The 15,380-nt window shown below is 56.1% G+C and carries 15 protein-coding genes; 4 read left to right on the top strand and 11 right to left on the bottom strand.

Annotated features, from left to right (window positions below):
- Positions 1-7: 7 nt before the first annotated feature.
- Positions 8-1,282 carry a (Fe-S)-binding protein gene (locus WC370_06165; GenBank protein ID MFA5309055.1) on the bottom strand — a complete coding sequence of 425 codons (1,275 nt, stop codon included), beginning with the start codon at positions 1,280-1,282 and terminating at the stop codon, positions 8-10.
- A gap of 100 nt (positions 1,283-1,382) precedes the next feature.
- On the bottom strand, positions 1,383-2,843 hold the full coding sequence (locus WC370_06160) for an FAD-binding oxidoreductase (GenBank protein MFA5309054.1): 1,461 nt from the start codon (positions 2,841-2,843) through the stop codon (positions 1,383-1,385).
- 191 nt (positions 2,844-3,034) lie between these two features.
- On the opposite strand from WC370_06160, the gene WC370_06155 reads away from it, so the two are divergent.
- Both WC370_06155 and WC370_06150 read left to right on the top strand, forming a co-directional pair.
- Positions 3,035-3,535 (top strand): MarR family winged helix-turn-helix transcriptional regulator, encoded by a 501-nt coding sequence (locus WC370_06155; protein MFA5309053.1) that lies wholly within the window; start codon positions 3,035-3,037, stop codon positions 3,533-3,535.
- Positions 3,536-3,547: 12 nt separating this feature from the next.
- On the top strand, positions 3,548-4,273 hold the full coding sequence (locus tag WC370_06150) for an RsmE family RNA methyltransferase (GenBank protein MFA5309052.1): 726 nt from the start codon (positions 3,548-3,550) through the stop codon (positions 4,271-4,273).
- Positions 4,274-4,402: 129 nt separating this feature from the next.
- On the opposite strand, the gene WC370_06145 is transcribed toward WC370_06150, so the two are convergent.
- The 4 genes from WC370_06145 to WC370_06130 all read right to left on the bottom strand — a co-directional run bounded on the left by WC370_06145 (position 4,403) and on the right by WC370_06130 (position 7,613).
- Positions 4,403-5,017 (bottom strand): nuclear transport factor 2 family protein, encoded by a 615-nt coding sequence (locus WC370_06145; GenBank protein MFA5309051.1) that lies wholly within the window; start codon positions 5,015-5,017, stop codon positions 4,403-4,405.
- Between the two features lie 16 nt (positions 5,018-5,033).
- On the bottom strand, positions 5,034-5,627 hold the full coding sequence (locus WC370_06140; protein MFA5309050.1) for a nuclear transport factor 2 family protein: 594 nt from the start codon (positions 5,625-5,627) through the stop codon (positions 5,034-5,036).
- 16 nt (positions 5,628-5,643) lie between these two features.
- On the bottom strand, positions 5,644-6,273 hold the full coding sequence (locus WC370_06135) for a nuclear transport factor 2 family protein (protein MFA5309049.1): 630 nt from the start codon (positions 6,271-6,273) through the stop codon (positions 5,644-5,646).
- Between the two features lie 92 nt (positions 6,274-6,365).
- Positions 6,366-7,613, bottom strand: coding sequence for an MFS transporter (locus WC370_06130; GenBank protein MFA5309048.1), 1,248 nt, complete (start codon positions 7,611-7,613; stop codon positions 6,366-6,368).
- A 270-nt stretch (positions 7,614-7,883) separates the two neighbouring features.
- Between WC370_06130 and WC370_06125 the strand changes: the two genes are divergently transcribed.
- The gene (locus tag WC370_06125; GenBank protein ID MFA5309047.1) at positions 7,884-8,624 is read left to right on the top strand and encodes a hypothetical protein; all 741 of its coding nucleotides are present in this window, start codon (positions 7,884-7,886) and stop codon (positions 8,622-8,624) included.
- A 215-nt stretch (positions 8,625-8,839) separates the two neighbouring features.
- On the opposite strand, the gene WC370_06120 is transcribed toward WC370_06125, so the two are convergent.
- Both WC370_06120 and WC370_06115 read right to left on the bottom strand, forming a co-directional pair.
- Positions 8,840-9,286, bottom strand: a complete 447-nt coding sequence (locus WC370_06120) for a hypothetical protein (protein MFA5309046.1) — start codon at positions 9,284-9,286, stop codon at positions 8,840-8,842.
- Between the two features lie 97 nt (positions 9,287-9,383).
- A complete protein-coding gene (locus WC370_06115) occupies positions 9,384-10,253 on the bottom strand; it encodes a glycosyltransferase family 2 protein (GenBank protein ID MFA5309045.1) in 870 nt (289 codons plus the stop codon).
- A gap of 154 nt (positions 10,254-10,407) precedes the next feature.
- On the opposite strand from WC370_06115, the gene WC370_06110 reads away from it, so the two are divergent.
- Complete coding sequence (locus WC370_06110; protein MFA5309044.1) at positions 10,408-11,676, top strand: MFS transporter; 1,269 nt, start codon at positions 10,408-10,410, stop codon at positions 11,674-11,676.
- Between the two features lie 3 nt (positions 11,677-11,679).
- On the opposite strand, the gene WC370_06105 is transcribed toward WC370_06110, so the two are convergent.
- Genes WC370_06105 through glmS form a run of 3 tightly spaced genes read right to left on the bottom strand, consistent with a single transcriptional unit; the run spans position 11,680 to position 15,247 of the window.
- Positions 11,680-12,471 carry a hypothetical protein gene (locus WC370_06105; protein MFA5309043.1) on the bottom strand — a complete coding sequence of 264 codons (792 nt, stop codon included), beginning with the start codon at positions 12,469-12,471 and terminating at the stop codon, positions 11,680-11,682.
- A gap of 41 nt (positions 12,472-12,512) precedes the next feature.
- A complete protein-coding gene (locus WC370_06100; GenBank protein ID MFA5309042.1) occupies positions 12,513-13,478 on the bottom strand; it encodes an SDR family oxidoreductase in 966 nt (321 codons plus the stop codon).
- Entirely contained in the window at positions 13,475-15,247 is a 1,773-nt protein-coding gene (glmS, locus tag WC370_06095) for a glutamine--fructose-6-phosphate transaminase (isomerizing) (GenBank protein MFA5309041.1), read from the bottom strand. Before glmS ends, WC370_06100 begins: the two co-directional genes overlap by 4 nt.
- Positions 15,248-15,380 lie beyond the last annotated feature (133 nt).

Raw genomic sequence — 15,380 nt, 5'->3', positions numbered from 1 at the left:
CCTCCGTTTAAACAGCCATCTGCAACAGCTCAACAATATCGTAAACCTTGGTCTTGTCGCCGGACTCCGCGGCGGCATCCAGGAAACTGCGCTTGCACCAGCCGCAGGCGCTGATGATAGCTTCCGCCCCCACCGCCCCGGCCTCCTTGAGCCTTTCGTTGCCCGTCCAGGCGGCGAAGTCCGGGTAAGCGTCTATCACGCCGCCCCCCGCCCCGCAGCACCAGGCATATTCGCGTATCCGGTACATCTCCACGAAGTTCAGCCCGGGGATGCTTTTTAATATATCCCGCGGCGGCTCGTAAATACCGCCGGCGCCGCGCCGGAACTTCTTGGGCGGGTCGTGGACAATCATCTGCCCCATCACCTTGGTCTCCTTGCCCTGCCAGTGTACCCAGGGCTCTCCCAGCCGGCCCAGGTGGCAGGGGTCGTGGTAGGTGACGGTCAGCGGCACCTTTTTGGTTAGCTTGAGTTGTCCGGTTTTAATGAGCCGGTCGAGGTATTGCACCAAATGGAGCACCTCTATGCCCATCTTCTTGCCTATCTTGTCATAGAGCACGCTGAAAGCGGCGTAGCAGTCCGCGCAGGGCGTTACCAGCGTTTTGACCCCGGCGGTGCGGAAAGCTTCCATCTGGTGCTCGGCGTACTTGGTAAGTTCCCCGGCGTAGCCCAGCTCGTAAGCACGCCCGCCGCAGCAGGCTTCATCAATGCCCATGATGCCCACGTCTACTCCTGCTTTCTGGAGCAGTTCCAGCCCGCCCCGGGCTATCGGCCACAGCTCCTGGTCGAAGGAATAGCGGCAGCCGGCGTGAAAGACCACCTCGCCCTTTTCCTCGGTGAGGTTTTTGACGTTCAGCCCCTCCGCCCACCTGGCGCGGTCCGTTTTCTTCGACTGCATCATGTTATCTTCTTTGCGCAGCCCCTCGATGACCATCATGTGGGCGGGGACAAGTTGCCCTTCCTCGACGCACTTGATGCGGAGCTCCTGCATCAGCTGTAAGGGCTCTAGGTCCTGCTGGACTTTGCAGGAGATATCGCAGCTGCCGTCCATCTGGCACTTGTAGAGCACCTCCAGGAAACTCTCGTCTATTTCGATGCGTTCCTGGAGCAGGGAATAGGCCATGTTGAACTTGCCGCTGGCGGAGTAAGCGTGCCACAGGTAGCGGGAGATGGAAGGGCAGCCCTGGATGAAGTCCGTATTTTGCATGTAGCGGTAGGGTATCCACTTGCAGTAGGAGCATCGCGTGCACCGCTGCATGTCATGTACGTAATCCTGCCAGGCCATGATAACCTCCAATGGTAGTTGTCAGCTTTCAGTCTACAGTTGTCAGTCCCCACCCCTTTTCCCCTCCCTGTAAACTGTTAACTCTCTACTGTTTACTTTCCTAAAACCCCAGTTTTCCGGGATTAAGCACGTTATTGGGGTCGAAAATTGCCTTGACTTTTTTCTGCATTGCCAGTGTGCCCGCGGCGTGGCGGTAGGCGGTATCTTTCAGCGTGTTGTAGGGACGGGAGAAAAACCCGCCCAGGTCGCCTATCTTTTCCGCGGCCAGGCCAATCAGCTTCTTCACGGTTTCCGTTTCCCCGCTATTGGCCGGGTCGTAATAGAAATCGAACTCGCAATGGCAGCTCGTGCCCTGCACGATGGGCTGCACGTAAACGCCGATGTTCTCCGTCGGATAATTGTGCTCGCGGGCAAGGCCGGCTATCGCGGCGGTAAAACTCGGCGTCTTGTCCAGGGTGGTGAGGAAAAACACCTCCGCTGCGTTCCCCTTAAGCCTGGTTTTCCAGTACGGTTCGGGGGAAGGTTGAGATAATAAAGCGTTCAAACCTTTAGCTTTGACGCCGGGTAGTTCCGTTAAGGGGTTGAGGTGCGCAGACTTGGCCATGGCGGTGAAATCGGCTTCCTCGTAGGCGATTTTATCCGCCGGCAGTACGCCGTAGCCTTCGAAGCTGATAAAAAGCGCCCACGGCGGCAGGTCTTTCGCCAGCTTTTGAATCTCTGGTGCGTTCTTGCCCAGCAGGCAGGCTAAATTCAAATTGTTCAAAATAAAGAGCTTGCCACCCAGCCGGAACTTCAAGGGCTGGTAAATAAGGTCGGCCAGCGGCTCCAATTTGTCCGCCGCCACGAAAAACGCCCGGCTTTCCCGGGAAAGGTAGCAGCATTTCACTGTCGCCCAGGTAACGATGCCTATCGTGCCCTGTGCGCCGGAAATAAGCCGCTGAAAGTCCACGTGGCTGTGCCCGAACGGGTTCATCTGCACCCTGCCCACTTCCCATTGTTCCTCGACGGTGTCCGGGCCGGAGGCCTCGCCGGTGCGGAATATGTCCCCGGTCCCGAAGACCACCTCCGCGCAGAGAAGGGGGTCGGTGCTGTCCCAGTGGTGGGCGGGCATAATTATCGGCTCTCGCTCCAGCACGCTGCCGATGACGGACTTGTTTTGCCGGGGGGAGAGGGGCATGTAAGCGGTAAGGCCGACTTTAGCCAGTTCCGGCTGTAATTCGGTATAAGTTACGCCGGGCTGCACCATCGCCAGCTTGTTCCTGGTGTCGATACGGATGATTTTCTTCATCCTGGATAGGTCGATAACCACGGCTCCATCCGTGCCGGGAACGGTATCCCCGCGAAAGCGGGGTGCCCCCGAGCTTACGGGGATAAGGGGGGTGTGGGTCTCGTTCGCCCATTTAACGATTGCCTGCACCTCCGCCGCGTCGGCTGGCCGGACCACGCCTATGGGCTTAACGCTGGGGGTAAAAGAGAAATCGCCGGAGAATTCCGCCAGGGCTGTGGGACGGTCGTTGATACTATCGGCGCTGACGATTTGTTCAAGTCCTTTTAAAGCCATCCGCCGTCTCCTTTCTCGGTAAAAACAGGGGGATAAAATAGTAACATCGTGATACGATTATTTCCCATTATGCCATTGGATTTTGAGGTTGTCAATAAAGTTCTGTGGTGCCGTCCTAACTGTCAGTTGACGGCGCTAATCGTTAGGGCTATTATCTGAATTATAAGCAGGTATCACGAAAAGAGAACTTAATGCCGGATAACAGGAACACCGTCATAAAGCCGATTTACGATAGCGATTATAGTTTGTGGCTGCTCCTTTCCGAAACCAGGTCGGCGATATCCAAGGCGAGGCACAAGAAGGTCGGCCTGTACCTTCCCCCCAATCAGGCGGCGGCGCTGGTATCGGTCTGGGCGCTGGACGGGCAGGCAACGCCGGCGGTGCTGTCGCGGCACCTTTTCCTGGAGCCGCACACGGTCTCCGAGCTTGTTAACCGGATGCACAAGAACGGCCTGGTCACCAAGAAAAAGGACATGGAAAAGGGTAATATGGTCAGGATTGCCATTACCGCGAAGGGCCGGCAAGTCTGCCGGAAGATGATGGGCCAGGAAATTATCCGCCGTTTCATGGAAATGCTTTCTGAAGAACAGCGTAAGCAGTTGCGCGCCAGCCTGATGACGCTTTACAAAGGGGCGTTACAGGAGCTGGGCATAACCGCGGTATCGCCTCTATTGACCGGGGATGGGGAATAGCCCTTTACGCCGATGCACCGTTTTTTTATCGATAGCGTTTCCGGGGATACTGCCTTACTGACCGACCCCGCCCAACTGCACCACCTGAGGGACGTGTTGCGTTTGAAGACCGGCAGTGCCGTGTTGCTTTCCGATGTTGCCGGTAACGACTATGCCGGGGTGATTACGTCTATTGATAAAAAACAGGCAATCATGCAGGTTGTACAAAAGAGGCCGGCGCCGACGCCTCATGTAATGCTTACGTTGGCCTGCGCCGTTCCCAAGGGCAGCCGTTTTGATGAGGCAATCGACCACCTGACGCAGCTTGGCGTGACGCGCATTGTCCCCATGCTGACGGAGCGGGTAGAGGTTAAACCGGACGCCGCCGCGGCGGCAGCCCGCCTGAAGCGCTGGCGGAAAATAGCGCAAAGCGCCGCCCAACAGAGCCGGCAAAGCAAAATAACGGTAATTGAACCGTTGACCGCTTTCGGGGATGTCGTCCTGAACTCGCAGGAATACAACCTAAAGCTGATACCCCACCTTACCGGCGAGCGTCGCCCGCTTAAAGACTTTTTTGCCGCCTCCCTGCCCCGGAATATCATCGTGCTGATAGGGCCGGAGGGGGATTTTACCCCGGAAGAAGTAGCGCTGGCGCTGGACAATGGCTTTGTATCTGTATCATTGGGGGACACGGTATTACGGGTGGCTACGGCGGCCATAGCGGCGGCCAGTTATATCCGGTTTACAATTAATAGTTGACCGCTTATAGCTTTATATATCGCCCTTTCCCGAATACCCCGACCATCGTGGTCGTGGGATGTAGCCGAGGCGAAGCCACCGAGCGTAGCTCGTAACGGTTAATACCCCGACCGTAAGGTCGTGGTAAGTTTATTTTCCGGTGATGGGATGATGGTAATGATAGGGGACGTTATTACGGTGGTCGGGATAGGGATGGAAAGCGGTGGGCGGGGCATCGGCGTCGGGGAGGGGCATCCAGCCCATCTCCGGCAGGTTCAGCCACCCCTCCTCCACCGGCGAGCAGAAGGTGTTGTTCCAGTACAGCTTGCTGAACAGCCATTTGCCGTTTTCCTTGATGTACTTGTTCTCGTAATAGCCGTGCAGCCACTCCTGGCGGTTATAGCCGCCGTAAGGTTTGGCCTCGAAAAGCCATGTATCCCAGCGCCCGAGCGCCGCTTTACCGTCCGGTGATACGCTGGTAACTCCGCCCAGTTGCATGACGATAAACTGCATCCAACCCGGGGACATCCGCGGTTGCCCGCCCCCGGCGAACATGTCCCAGTAGATACGCCGCACGCCTTTCTTGCCTTTGAAAAGGCCGTGGTCGGCTATTTCTACGGACTCGGTGTTCTCCTCGGAGAACAAGTCTAGGATTTCCGCCCACATGCTGTTATCGAAGTAATAGCCGTATATCATTTGTAGTTGCTCTATCTCTTGGATATCCTCCTGGAGCTGTACCTGTTTTTCCAGTTCTTCCAGATTCATATTTTCACCTCAATGATTATTCTCCGGTCACCGGGTGCCTGAATGGATAGGGAACGTGATAGCCGGAGGGGTAGGGATGGTAAGCTGTCGCCGGGGCATCGGCGTCGGGGAATGGGGTATCGGAAAGTTTGGGGACTTTCAGAAAACCGCGCTCGAAGGATGTCCAATAAGTGAGGTTCCAGTGCAGTTTCTTGAAGAGCCACTTGCCGTCCTCTTTAACGTATTCGTTGTCATAAACGCCGAACTGCCAGGTCTGCTTTTTGGTGCCGCCGAAGGGCCGGCACTCGAACGACGGGGTGTACCAGCGGCCTTTGGCGGTTTTGCCGTCCGGAGCGACTTCGATAACGCCCTGCGACTGCATAACCTCGAAGAACATCCAGCCCGGCCGCGGCATGCCCACCATGCCGCCGTACATCTTACGTACCGCCTTCTTGCCCCGGAACACGCCATGGTCGGTAATCTCCACCGACTCCGTATTTTCTGAAAACAGGTCGATTACCTCCTGGTACATGGCTGTATCGAAGTAATAGCCGTATATTTTCTGGAGGTTTTCTATCGCCTGTATGTCTTCCTGGAGGGTTACCTGTTTTTCCAGTTCTGCCAGGTCCATGATTAAAACCTCTCTCCTATTTACCGGTTACCGGGTGTTTGAAATGCACCGGCAGATGGGCGCCGGCGGGGTAGGGTCGCCATAGGGTGGGCGGGGCGTCCGGGGGTACATCCCGGCTGGGTCCGCTGTGCCCCACCACCGGTGTTTTCAGCCAGCCATCTTCGTAAGGGGTGCGGAAATTGAGGAAGAAATAGAGCTTTTTAATCAGCCATTTGCCGTTTTCTTTGACGTACTCGTTCTCATAAATGCCGTGAGCCCAGAGCTGCCGCAGTTCTCCTTCATGCAGGGTTAGCGTTGACCGGGCTTCCACGAAAAAGCCGTACCAGCGGCCTTTGGCGGTCTGACCGTCCGGGTCCACCGTGACCACGCCCTGTATCTGCATGCCGATGGACATATAACCGATTCTCGGCTTGGCGTCTTTGCCGCCCTTGAGCAGGTCGATGTAATAACGCTTCACGCCGGCCTTGCCTTTATAAACACCGTAATCACATTCCTCTACGGACTCGGCGTTGTCGCTGAAGAGGTCCACCACCTTTTCCCACTCCTCGTAGTCGCGGTAATAGCCGTAAATCCGCTGTAGGTTTTCTATCTGCTTGATGTCTTCCAGGCGCTGTATTCTTTTTTGCAGTTCTTCCAGTGTGGCCATGCATCTCCTCCTGTCAGCCGGTATTATTTTATAGCCGTTTTTCGCATTATACGTCAGCGTTGGTGAGAAGAAAAGTTCGGGGATTTAGTTTATTATTGGGGACGCGCCGTTTTGCCCATCAGCATGGTGTATACCGCCAGTCCGGAGATACAGATGACGGCGGAAAGGATGATGGGGAGCGAGTAGTGTTTGGTGGCATCGAAGATAAACCCGCCGGCCAGCGGCCCGGCAATGCCGGAAATGCCGTAAGCGATGGAGACAAAGGGATAAATGACGCCGAGTTGCTGGATGCCGTAGATATTTGACACGTCTGAAGCGTAGAGGACGAAGTTCGCCCCGTAGCACAGACCGAAAACGAGGCAGAGCGCGAGGAAAGCGATATCGCCGGGAATCCTGGTGACCAGTATCAGCGTGAAAACGGAGGTAAGCGCCAGTGCCGCGGCTACCGCGCGTTTGCCGCCGATTTTATCATAGACCTGGCCCCAGAGAATTCGGCCGGCGGCGTTGCCCATTGATAGGACAACGATAGCCAGCCCCGCCGACCTTTCGCTGATGCCGTAGGTCAGGCCGATGGCCTTCAAATTGCCGATGAGCATCAGGCCGGCAAAGGAGCCGGCAAAAAAAGTGTAAAAAAGTACCCAGAAATGCCGGTCTTTGGCAAATGTCCTGACGCTGGCGGGCTTTTCGTACTCCGTTTTAGTCGTTGTAAGAGGTGCGGATATAAGCAGGGCGCCGGCCAGAAAAATGACGCCGTATATTATGCCGATGGCCCGGAAGATATCGTTAACGGCCATGCCGTGGTTCAGGATGGGCTGCACTATTTGGGAGAGCAGGATGGCCCCGCTTCCGAAGCCGGCCACCGCGATGCCGGTAGCCAGTCCTTTGTGGCCGGGTAACCACTTGACCAGGTTGGTCAGCACTGTAACGTAGCCGAACCCCATACCCGCCCCGGAGAGAACGCTGATGCCTAGCAGAATAATAAAGACACTGCCGCCGGAAAAAGACGCGAGCAGGTAGCCGGCGCTGAAAAGAACCGCCCCGATACAGGCCGTTATTCTTAGTCCCAGCTTTAGCTGTATGCGGTCGACGAATAGCATGGTAATGGAAAAACTGGCGATAATGAAACCGAAAATAAGCTGGGTTTGCCCGGTGGAAAGTCCGTAGGTGCTTTGTAGTGGTGCGACGAAGATACTCCAGGCATACACGGAGCCGGCGCAGCACATGATGAGGACGGAGGCCGCCACGTTAAGGGCAACGCGGTAGTTGAGCCCGCTGGCATTAACACCGGCGGTGCATTTTTCCTCATAGCTGTGTTCGGTTTTAACCGCAGTTGCTTTCATGGTAATTTCTTTGAGTATTAATGAATATACCTGTAACGACCTCATTATAATTTGTAATGCGTAAATATTCAAGTAAAAATGGTTGACATATTGTTGGAATGCGTAATAATCAGCGATTTCACTGGCGCTGTGACATGATACCAAAATTGATAACATTATCCTGGTAAATCAGTGATTTGCCGCTTCACACGGCGTGGTTTATGGTTTATAATGAGTTTTTTATTAATATATGCCCATAAACACCGGGCATATTGTCAGGAGAAGGGAAAAGTGGACGTAAAGTATTATCGGGATGCATCGGAGTTTATAAAACATGCGGGTGAATTCCTGGCTGTAGACGAAGCCCGTTACGGGCTTGTCCTGGGGATTGCGAAGGCCGTGGTCGTCAACCCCTACCAATACGCCGGGCAAGCCCCCTGGTTTTGCTCTATTGGCAAGGAAAATGATATTTACGCTGTAGCTATGAGGACACCGCCTTATAATTTGATAGTTGCCCGTTTTTCCGGCGACCCGCAGGTTATTGCGGAGAAACTGATGTTAGCCGTTGCTGCCCAATTCACAACTATACCGGGGGTGGTGGGCGATAAAGAGCTTGGAGATGCATTTGCCGATCTCTGGTGCGAGAAGCATGGAGTAACTATAAAAGATAAAACAGCCCAACGCGTTTATCGGCTGGACAAAGTGAATAATGTTCCTGTATCGCCGGGGCGGTTCCGCCCGGCAACCATGGCAGAAAAGAATCTGGTAGCAAGATGGCATCATGCTTTTAACATAGATTGTTTTGGCCCGGACAAGAATGTGCCGGAAACGGATGTTACCCCGGTAATCGAACGCGGCTGGGTTTTCTTTTGGGAGGATGGGAAGCCTGTTTCCATGGCGCTCAAAACAAGACCAACCGATGAAGGGATGACGGTGAGTGGGGTATATACTCCGCCGGAGCTGAGGGGCAAAGGATATGCCACCTCCTGCGTGGCCGAGCTTTCCCGGAACATCCTGCAAAGCGGCAAGTAGTTCTGCACGCTTTATACGGACCTGGCCAATCCCACCTCCAACTCCATTTACATGAAAATAGGCTATAAGGAAGTGTGCGACTCCGTGGAATACACGTTCGAGATGCCGCAGGAGCAGCCGGAGGAAGCCTCCCCCAGCCCCGCAACGTTCAGCAGCCCCAGGCGCAGGGCAAAGGATGAGGGATGAGAGATGAGGGAAAAGGGGCGGCTCTCCGACTATATAGCCGGCTTGCCGAAGTACAGCAGTACTGCGGCCACAACTGTGAGAATCCAGTATAAAGACGGTACCGGCCCCCACCATGTCTTGTGCCACCAGATTTTCCCCCGGCGGAAGTTTTTGATTCCGTAATGCGGGTTAAAGACAAACCACAGGAAATCTTCTATCAAGACCATCCCGGAGTAAAAGCCGAGCAGCAGCGATTCCACCCGCCAGCTCCAGGGGAGGAAGAAAAGCGGCAGGTGCACCAGCGCTATGATGAAAATAGTCATGTAAAGGTGATAGCCGGTAAGCGGACGCCCGCCCATTACCTTGACCAGCCACCCCTTCTCAATGCGCCACCCCGGCGAGTTGGCGGCCCAGCCGTCCTTGCCTTCTATCTGTATTTCCCAGAGGGCCAGGATTAATGCCATGAAGACGATAAAGCCAAGCAGTCCGTAAAACATGAAAGTCCTTTTTTCTATAATAGTGGCTGGATAGCGGAAATATCAAGCTGGAAAAATGAAAATGGCAGCAGGGGGGTGGGGCTATCGCTGCCTGGGGCTATTTACGGTGGGCCAGCGCGTGGAGAATGACGCCGGTGAAAAGGCAGAGCACGCCGATGATGAAAAAGAGGACGGAAAGCATGACCGTGCCCACCGGCAGCCGGTAAGTGACGGTGAAAATTTGCACCGTTCTGATGCCGGCCACCAGACCGCCCATGGTCAGCAGGCTACCCAGGATGCCGAAGAAGAAAAGGGGCTTCCTCTCTGAAATCATATTCACTATTTGCGCCAGCACGCCCACGCCGTGCCTGACCGGATGCAGCGTGGAGCCGTCGCCCCGGTACTGCACGGTAATGGGCACCTCGGCGATTTTAAGGTTTTTCTCCTCGGCGACGGCGATCATTTCCGACTCCACGGCGAAGCCTTTCTGGTTCAGCTCCAGCTCGGCGATAGCTTTCCGCGAAAAAGCCCTGAACCCGGACTCGGAGTCGGTAATCTTGTTCCTGGTCAGGAAACGGGTGGAAAAGAGCAGGATGTTCTGCCCGACGCGGCGGTAGGAGGGGATGCTCTTTTTAACGAGTTTACGGGAGCCGATGACCATGTCCGCGCCGTCCAGTACCGCCTGTACCAGCCGCGGTATCTCGTCCGGGTTATGCTGGCCGTCCGCGTCCAGGACGATAAGGACATCCGGCATGTCCTTCTTGGCCTCGCTGATAATGCTCTGGATGGCCACGCCTTTGCCCCGGTTCTCCGTATGCCTGACGACGTAAGCCCCGGCCGCCCCGGCGACGTCCGCGGTGCCGTCAGTGCTGCCGTCATCCAGGACGATTATCTTATCGGCGTACTTCCTGGCTTTGATTACCATGGAGCCGATAAACCTGTCCTCGTTGTAGGCGGGCATGGCTACCGTTACTTTAGGGCTTGTCATTTTTATCTTTCCGGCCGTTAATCAGGCTTATTATACATCAAAAGCCACCGGGCGTTAAGTAGCACTCAATTCGGCATCATTTTAGTATTCCGGCAGCCGCTGGTGGTAGAATTATGCCGGCGGCCGTAAAGCCGGGAATGGAGTCCTGTAGCCGATGTCAGACTGGTTGCCTCTAGAGAACGCGCTTCCGGAGCGCCGCCGCTTTTCCTACGGCTGGGTTATCGTCGGCGCCTGTACGGTGATGATAGCCGTAACCTATGGTCTCATGTACAGCTACGGGGTGTTCTTCAAGCCCCTGGAAGAGTATTTCAAGTGGGACCGGGCCACGCTGTCCGCCGTCTATTCCATTTCCTTTATCGTCCGGGGTATCGTATCGGTGGGGGTGGGGTGGCTGGCGGATAAATACGGCGCAACCAGGATAATGGCGGTCTGCGGCTTTATGCTGGGGCTGGGGCTGGCGCTTTCCAGCCAGGTCAAGGAGCTGTGGCAATTTTACATAACCTACGGTTTTATCATGGCGGTGGGGCTCAGCGGCACCTTCGGAATTGGCACGGCGATGGTCGCCCGCTGGTTCACTAAAAACAGGGGACTGGCTTTGGGCATCGTGTCCACCGGCTCCGGCCTGGGCACGCTATTGATAGTCCCCGGCACCGAGCGGCTAATCGACGCCGTGGACTGGTCACAGACTTTTCTCATCTGCGGCATCGCCGCCGGCGTGGTAATGATAGGGTCGTCTTTCCTTTTGCGCCCCGCCCCGCAGCCGTTAAAGTCGCCGGACAGTGCGCCAGCGGGGCCCAATGCCAGCGGCCTTTCTAGCGCCGCCGCCGGTGAAGTGCCCATTAAACAGGTGCTCAAGGACCCCCGGATGATACTGTTCATGGCCGCCCTGATGCTGTTCTTCCTGAGCATCCAGATAGTGATGGTGCACCTGGTCAGCTACGCCACGGACGCGCAAATCAGTCCGATGCTGGCGGCTACCTTTATCAGCGTCATCGGGGCGGTGAGCATTGCCGGGCGGCTCATAACGGGGGTGGGGGCGGACAGGGCCGGGATATTCAACACCCTGATTTTCACGCGGATATTCCTGGCGGCGTCTTTTGTTTTCCTGATTTTCGCCAAACCGGTATGGTCGTTTTACCTTTTCGCCGTCATCTTCGGATTCCCTTACGGCGGCGAGATACCGCAGGTGCCGCTGTTCGTGGGCAAGTACTGGGGTACCAAGTCCATGGCCACACTGGTGGGGCTGAACACGTTTGTGATTACAGTAGGCGGGGCGGCGGGGTCGTGGGGGGCGGGTAAAATATATGTCGCCGCGCAGAGCTACCGGTGGGCTTTCATTGCCGGGGGGATGTCCAGCCTGGTATCCCTGGCTTTGATTCTGATTTTACGGCAGAAATGCCGGAATACGCCGGAAGCCGCCTGAAAGTTACTCACTACTTTTCAATGATTCGCGTCTCAGCACGATAGCGGCCACAAAGAAATATAGCCCGGACAGGAACATGGTAATCCTTCCCAGCCAGGAGAGCACGCTGTCCACCGTGCTTTGGGACCCGTAGAACAGGGCCAACAGGAACAGCCCCAGTCCCAGGAAATGCCAGTAAGCGAAGCCCTGCCGCGATATCCAGTATATTCTAAGGGAAAAAATTGCGGCCGCCGCGGCGAAGACAACGCTCAGCATCTGAATATTGTTTTTCAGCGCCGTGGCGCCCTGTTCGATGATATGAAACGGCGGCAGTACCTCTTTTAAGACCAGTACGGCTATTACCGCCAGGCAGGCCGCTACGCCCAGGTAGCACCAGAGAGCGGTACTTAGCCTGGCCGGGCGGTTGGGCGCAACTGCCTGCCGTTGGTTCAGGCTTAAGCTCGCCCCGACCAAAAACAGTAAAGCAGTGATAAAGCCGGTGCTGTCTCTGATGGCGATGCCCGTGTTTACGTTATCGGCGCTCCAGCCCCCTATCAGGTAGCCCAGTCCTAGGGCTAATGCCCCGCAGCCCAGCCACAATACCTGTTGGGAACCGGTGGCGGCAAAAGCTATGGCGGCCGCGAATGCCGCGGCGAGGGCCGCCGCCGCTATGGGCAGCGCGTAGACCAAAGTAGCCGGCGGGTGCATTCTGGTCGACTCGATACTGAAGTCCAGGATGTTGAAAATAATCAGAGCCGCGCCGGCCGCCGCGATGAGAATAACCAGGGTGAAGGCTGTTATCCTGAGTGCTTTCATATCAGGTTATCCAGTGGCAGCGGTGGTGCCGTACAGCGTCCTCATCGCGCCTCAGGTGTTGTTGGTGAGCCGGCCGGAATACCGGAGAAAAAATCGACGGTCTCCCGGAGTCCCTTCTCCAGGTTGAACCCGGGCTGGAAACCCAGCGCCCTCAGACGTGAAGTGTCCGCCCGACTGTGCAGGATATCACCGGGGCGGGCGGCCTGATAGATTGGCTCCAGTTTTTTACCGTTGATATCCAGGATGAGACGCACCAGTTCGTTCACGGTTACCGTCTGCCCCATGCCCACGTTATAGACGCCGGCGGCATCGCTTTCGGCGGCCAGTATGGCCGCGGCCGCCGCATCGCGGACAAAGATGAAGTCCCTGGTCTGCCCGCCGTCCCCGAAAATTACCGGCGCCTGGCCGCTCAGTACCTTGGTAATGAACTTGGGAATGGCGGCGGCGTACTGGGAATTGGGGTCCTGCCTCGGGCCGTAAACGTTGAAAAATCTCAGGCTGACGGTGTCCAGCCGGTATGCCTTTTTAAAGACGTCGCAGTAATATTCTCCGGCCAGCTTGGTCACGGCGTAGGGTGACAGGGGCATGGGCAGCATATCCTCACGTTGAGGCATGACGGGGGTATCGCCGTAGACCGCCGCCGAGGAGAAAAGCACTACTTTCCTGACCCGGCTGGTTACGGCGGCCTGGAGCACGTTCAAAGTGCCGGTCAGGTTGACCGCGTGAGAAGCCAGCGGGTCGCGGATGCTGGCAGGCACACTGGCGACGGCCGCCAGGTGGAAAACATAATCTACCCCCGCCATCAGCTTTAAAAGCAGCACCGAATTTAAAATGCTGTCCTGGACAAATTGAACGTCACCGGCGTTGTCCAGCAGTCCCCGGATGTTTTCCTTTTTCCCCGTGGAAAGGTCGTCGAGGATAGTGACCCTGTATCCCCGCTCGCGCAGCTCCCGGGAAAGATGGGAGCCGATAAAGCCGGCGCCGCCCGTGACCAGTACTTTCTTCATTTTACCGTGACCGATTTAGCTAAATTCCGGGGCTTGTCCGGGTCTTCACCGCGCTTTAAAGCCAGGTAGTAGGCCAGCAAGTGCAGCGGCGCGATGGATACCAGCGGGTAAAACAGGCTTTCCACCTTGGGTATTTCAATCCAGAAATCATACAGCGGGTCGATAATGTCCGATACGCCGATGATGTAGGCGCCCCTGGCTTTAGCCTCGATGCCGTTGTCCAGCGTCTCGTGGAAGGTGTTGTCATTCGGGCAGATGGCAACCACCGGCGTCCGGTCCTCGATAAGCGCCAGCGTGCCGTGCTTAAGCTCGCCGGCCGGTAGCCCCTCGGCGTGAATGTAGGAAATTTCTTTGAGCTTCAACGCCGCCTCCGACGCTATGGGGAAGTTGACGCCCCGGGCGATGTAGTAAAAATCACGGGCGTCCTTGAATTGCTCGGACAGTTTTTCCAGCTTGGCGCCGTTCCAGCTGAGCACCTTGGATACCTCATTGGCTACGTTCTTCAAGTGGGCGACGCCCTGGCTGAACTGGTTTATCATGGAGTAGGACAGGAGGTAAAAAATAGCCAGCTGGCTGGTCAACGACTTGGTGGCGGCCACGGCAATCTCCGGGCCGCAGTTGAGGTAGATAACGTCGTCGCTCATGCGGCAGAGCATGGAGTTCGGCCGGTTGACGATGGAGATAACCCTGGCGCCGTTGTCTTTGGAGCGTTTGACCCCTTCGATAACGTCCGCGGTCTCACCGCTCTGTGATACGGCGATAACCAGGGTGTTTTTATCAATGGACTCGGAAAAGTACTGGAACTCGGACGCCATCACCACGTCGCAGAACTTGTTGGCGATGCCGGAGAAGAGGTAGCGTCCCACCAGTCCGGCGTAACGTGATGTCCCGCAGGCGGAAATGACCACCTGCCTGGCCCTCAGGATATCCATGGCCATCTGGGTGAAAGACCGCTCGTCCTGGTTGATGGCGGTCAGGATGGCCTCCGGTTCCGCCATGATCTCTTTGAGCATGAAATGCTCGTAGTCGCCTTTATCGTAGCATTGTTCGGTGGTATTAAGCGGGGTGGCGGTCCTGGTCACCGGCTGCCCGTTCCCGTCAAAAAATTCCACGCCGCGGCTGGTCAGCACCGCCAGGTCTCCGTTTTCCGGATAGATTACCCCGGTACAGCCCGTCAGCGAAAACATATCGCTGGTGGCGAAGGTGCCCCGCTCCCCGGTGCCGATAACCAGGGGGTTGTCTTTCCGGGTGGCGATGATTTTATCCGGCTCTTTTTCCGAGATTACCATGATGGCGTAAGAGCCTTTGATTTGCCGGACGGTCGCCAGGACGGTCTGCTCCAGGGTGATGTTTTCCTTCAGACATTCCTCGATAATGTGGGGGATGACCTCGGTATCCGTTTCCGAGGCAAAGGTGTGCCCCTTTTCCTCCAGCCCCCGCCGCAGCTCCACGTAGTTTTCCACGATGCCGTTATGCACTACCGCAATACTCCCGGCGCAGTCTATATGGGGGTGGGCGTTTTTCCGGGTGACGCCGCCGTGGGTAGCCCAGCGCGTGTGGGCGATGGCCACGTTCCCGGGCAGGTCTTTCAGTCCCAGCCGCCGGTCTATATCCACGATGCGGCCGATGTCTTTCTGCACCAGCAGGTGGCCGTTATAGATACTGGCCACCCCGGCCGAGTCATAGCCGCGGTATTCCAGTTTGATAAGCCCCTGAAGTACGATAGGCGAGGCCGGTTCATTACCGGCGAATCCGATTATTCCGCACATAGCTGTCCTCTATTTCTGAATTCCGGCAGTCGATTCTCCGTAATAATTGCCACCTTTTTAGCTATTCAGTTGGACATGTATCAAGCCGGAGCTAAGGAAATTCGGTTCTATATATATTCCGGCTATACCTGAA

Source organism: Dehalococcoidales bacterium, assembly GCA_041652735.1.
In the GTDB taxonomy this organism is placed as follows: Bacteria; Chloroflexota; Dehalococcoidia; order Dehalococcoidales; family RBG-16-60-22; genus RBG-13-51-18.
Note: the sequence above shows the minus strand (reverse complement) of the source record. Positions and strands in the feature narration are given on the sequence as shown.

Bases quoted from the DNA above. Each gene is read 5' to 3' on its own strand.
- WC370_06165 (MFA5309055.1), bottom strand. From the start codon at position 1,282: ATGGCCTGGCAGGATTACGTACATGACATGCAGCGGTGCACGCGATGC.
- WC370_06160 (MFA5309054.1), bottom strand. From the start codon at position 2,843: ATGGCTTTAAAAGGACTTGAACAAATCGTCAGCGCCGATAGTATCAAC.
- WC370_06155 (MFA5309053.1), top strand. From the start codon at position 3,035: ATGCCGGATAACAGGAACACCGTCATAAAGCCGATTTACGATAGCGAT.
- WC370_06150 (MFA5309052.1), top strand. From the start codon at position 3,548: ATGCACCGTTTTTTTATCGATAGCGTTTCCGGGGATACTGCCTTACTG.
- WC370_06145 (MFA5309051.1), bottom strand. From the start codon at position 5,017: ATGAATCTGGAAGAACTGGAAAAACAGGTACAGCTCCAGGAGGATATC.
- WC370_06140 (MFA5309050.1), bottom strand. From the start codon at position 5,627: ATGGACCTGGCAGAACTGGAAAAACAGGTAACCCTCCAGGAAGACATA.
- WC370_06135 (MFA5309049.1), bottom strand. From the start codon at position 6,273: ATGGCCACACTGGAAGAACTGCAAAAAAGAATACAGCGCCTGGAAGAC.
- WC370_06130 (MFA5309048.1), bottom strand. From the start codon at position 7,613: ATGAAAGCAACTGCGGTTAAAACCGAACACAGCTATGAGGAAAAATGC.
- WC370_06120 (MFA5309046.1), bottom strand. From the start codon at position 9,286: ATGTTTTACGGACTGCTTGGCTTTATCGTCTTCATGGCATTAATCCTG.
- WC370_06115 (MFA5309045.1), bottom strand. From the start codon at position 10,253: ATGACAAGCCCTAAAGTAACGGTAGCCATGCCCGCCTACAACGAGGAC.
- WC370_06110 (MFA5309044.1), top strand. From the start codon at position 10,408: ATGTCAGACTGGTTGCCTCTAGAGAACGCGCTTCCGGAGCGCCGCCGC.
- WC370_06105 (MFA5309043.1), bottom strand. From the start codon at position 12,471: ATGAAAGCACTCAGGATAACAGCCTTCACCCTGGTTATTCTCATCGCG.
- WC370_06100 (MFA5309042.1), bottom strand. From the start codon at position 13,478: ATGAAGAAAGTACTGGTCACGGGCGGCGCCGGCTTTATCGGCTCCCAT.
- glmS (MFA5309041.1), bottom strand. From the start codon at position 15,247: ATGTGCGGAATAATCGGATTCGCCGGTAATGAACCGGCCTCGCCTATC.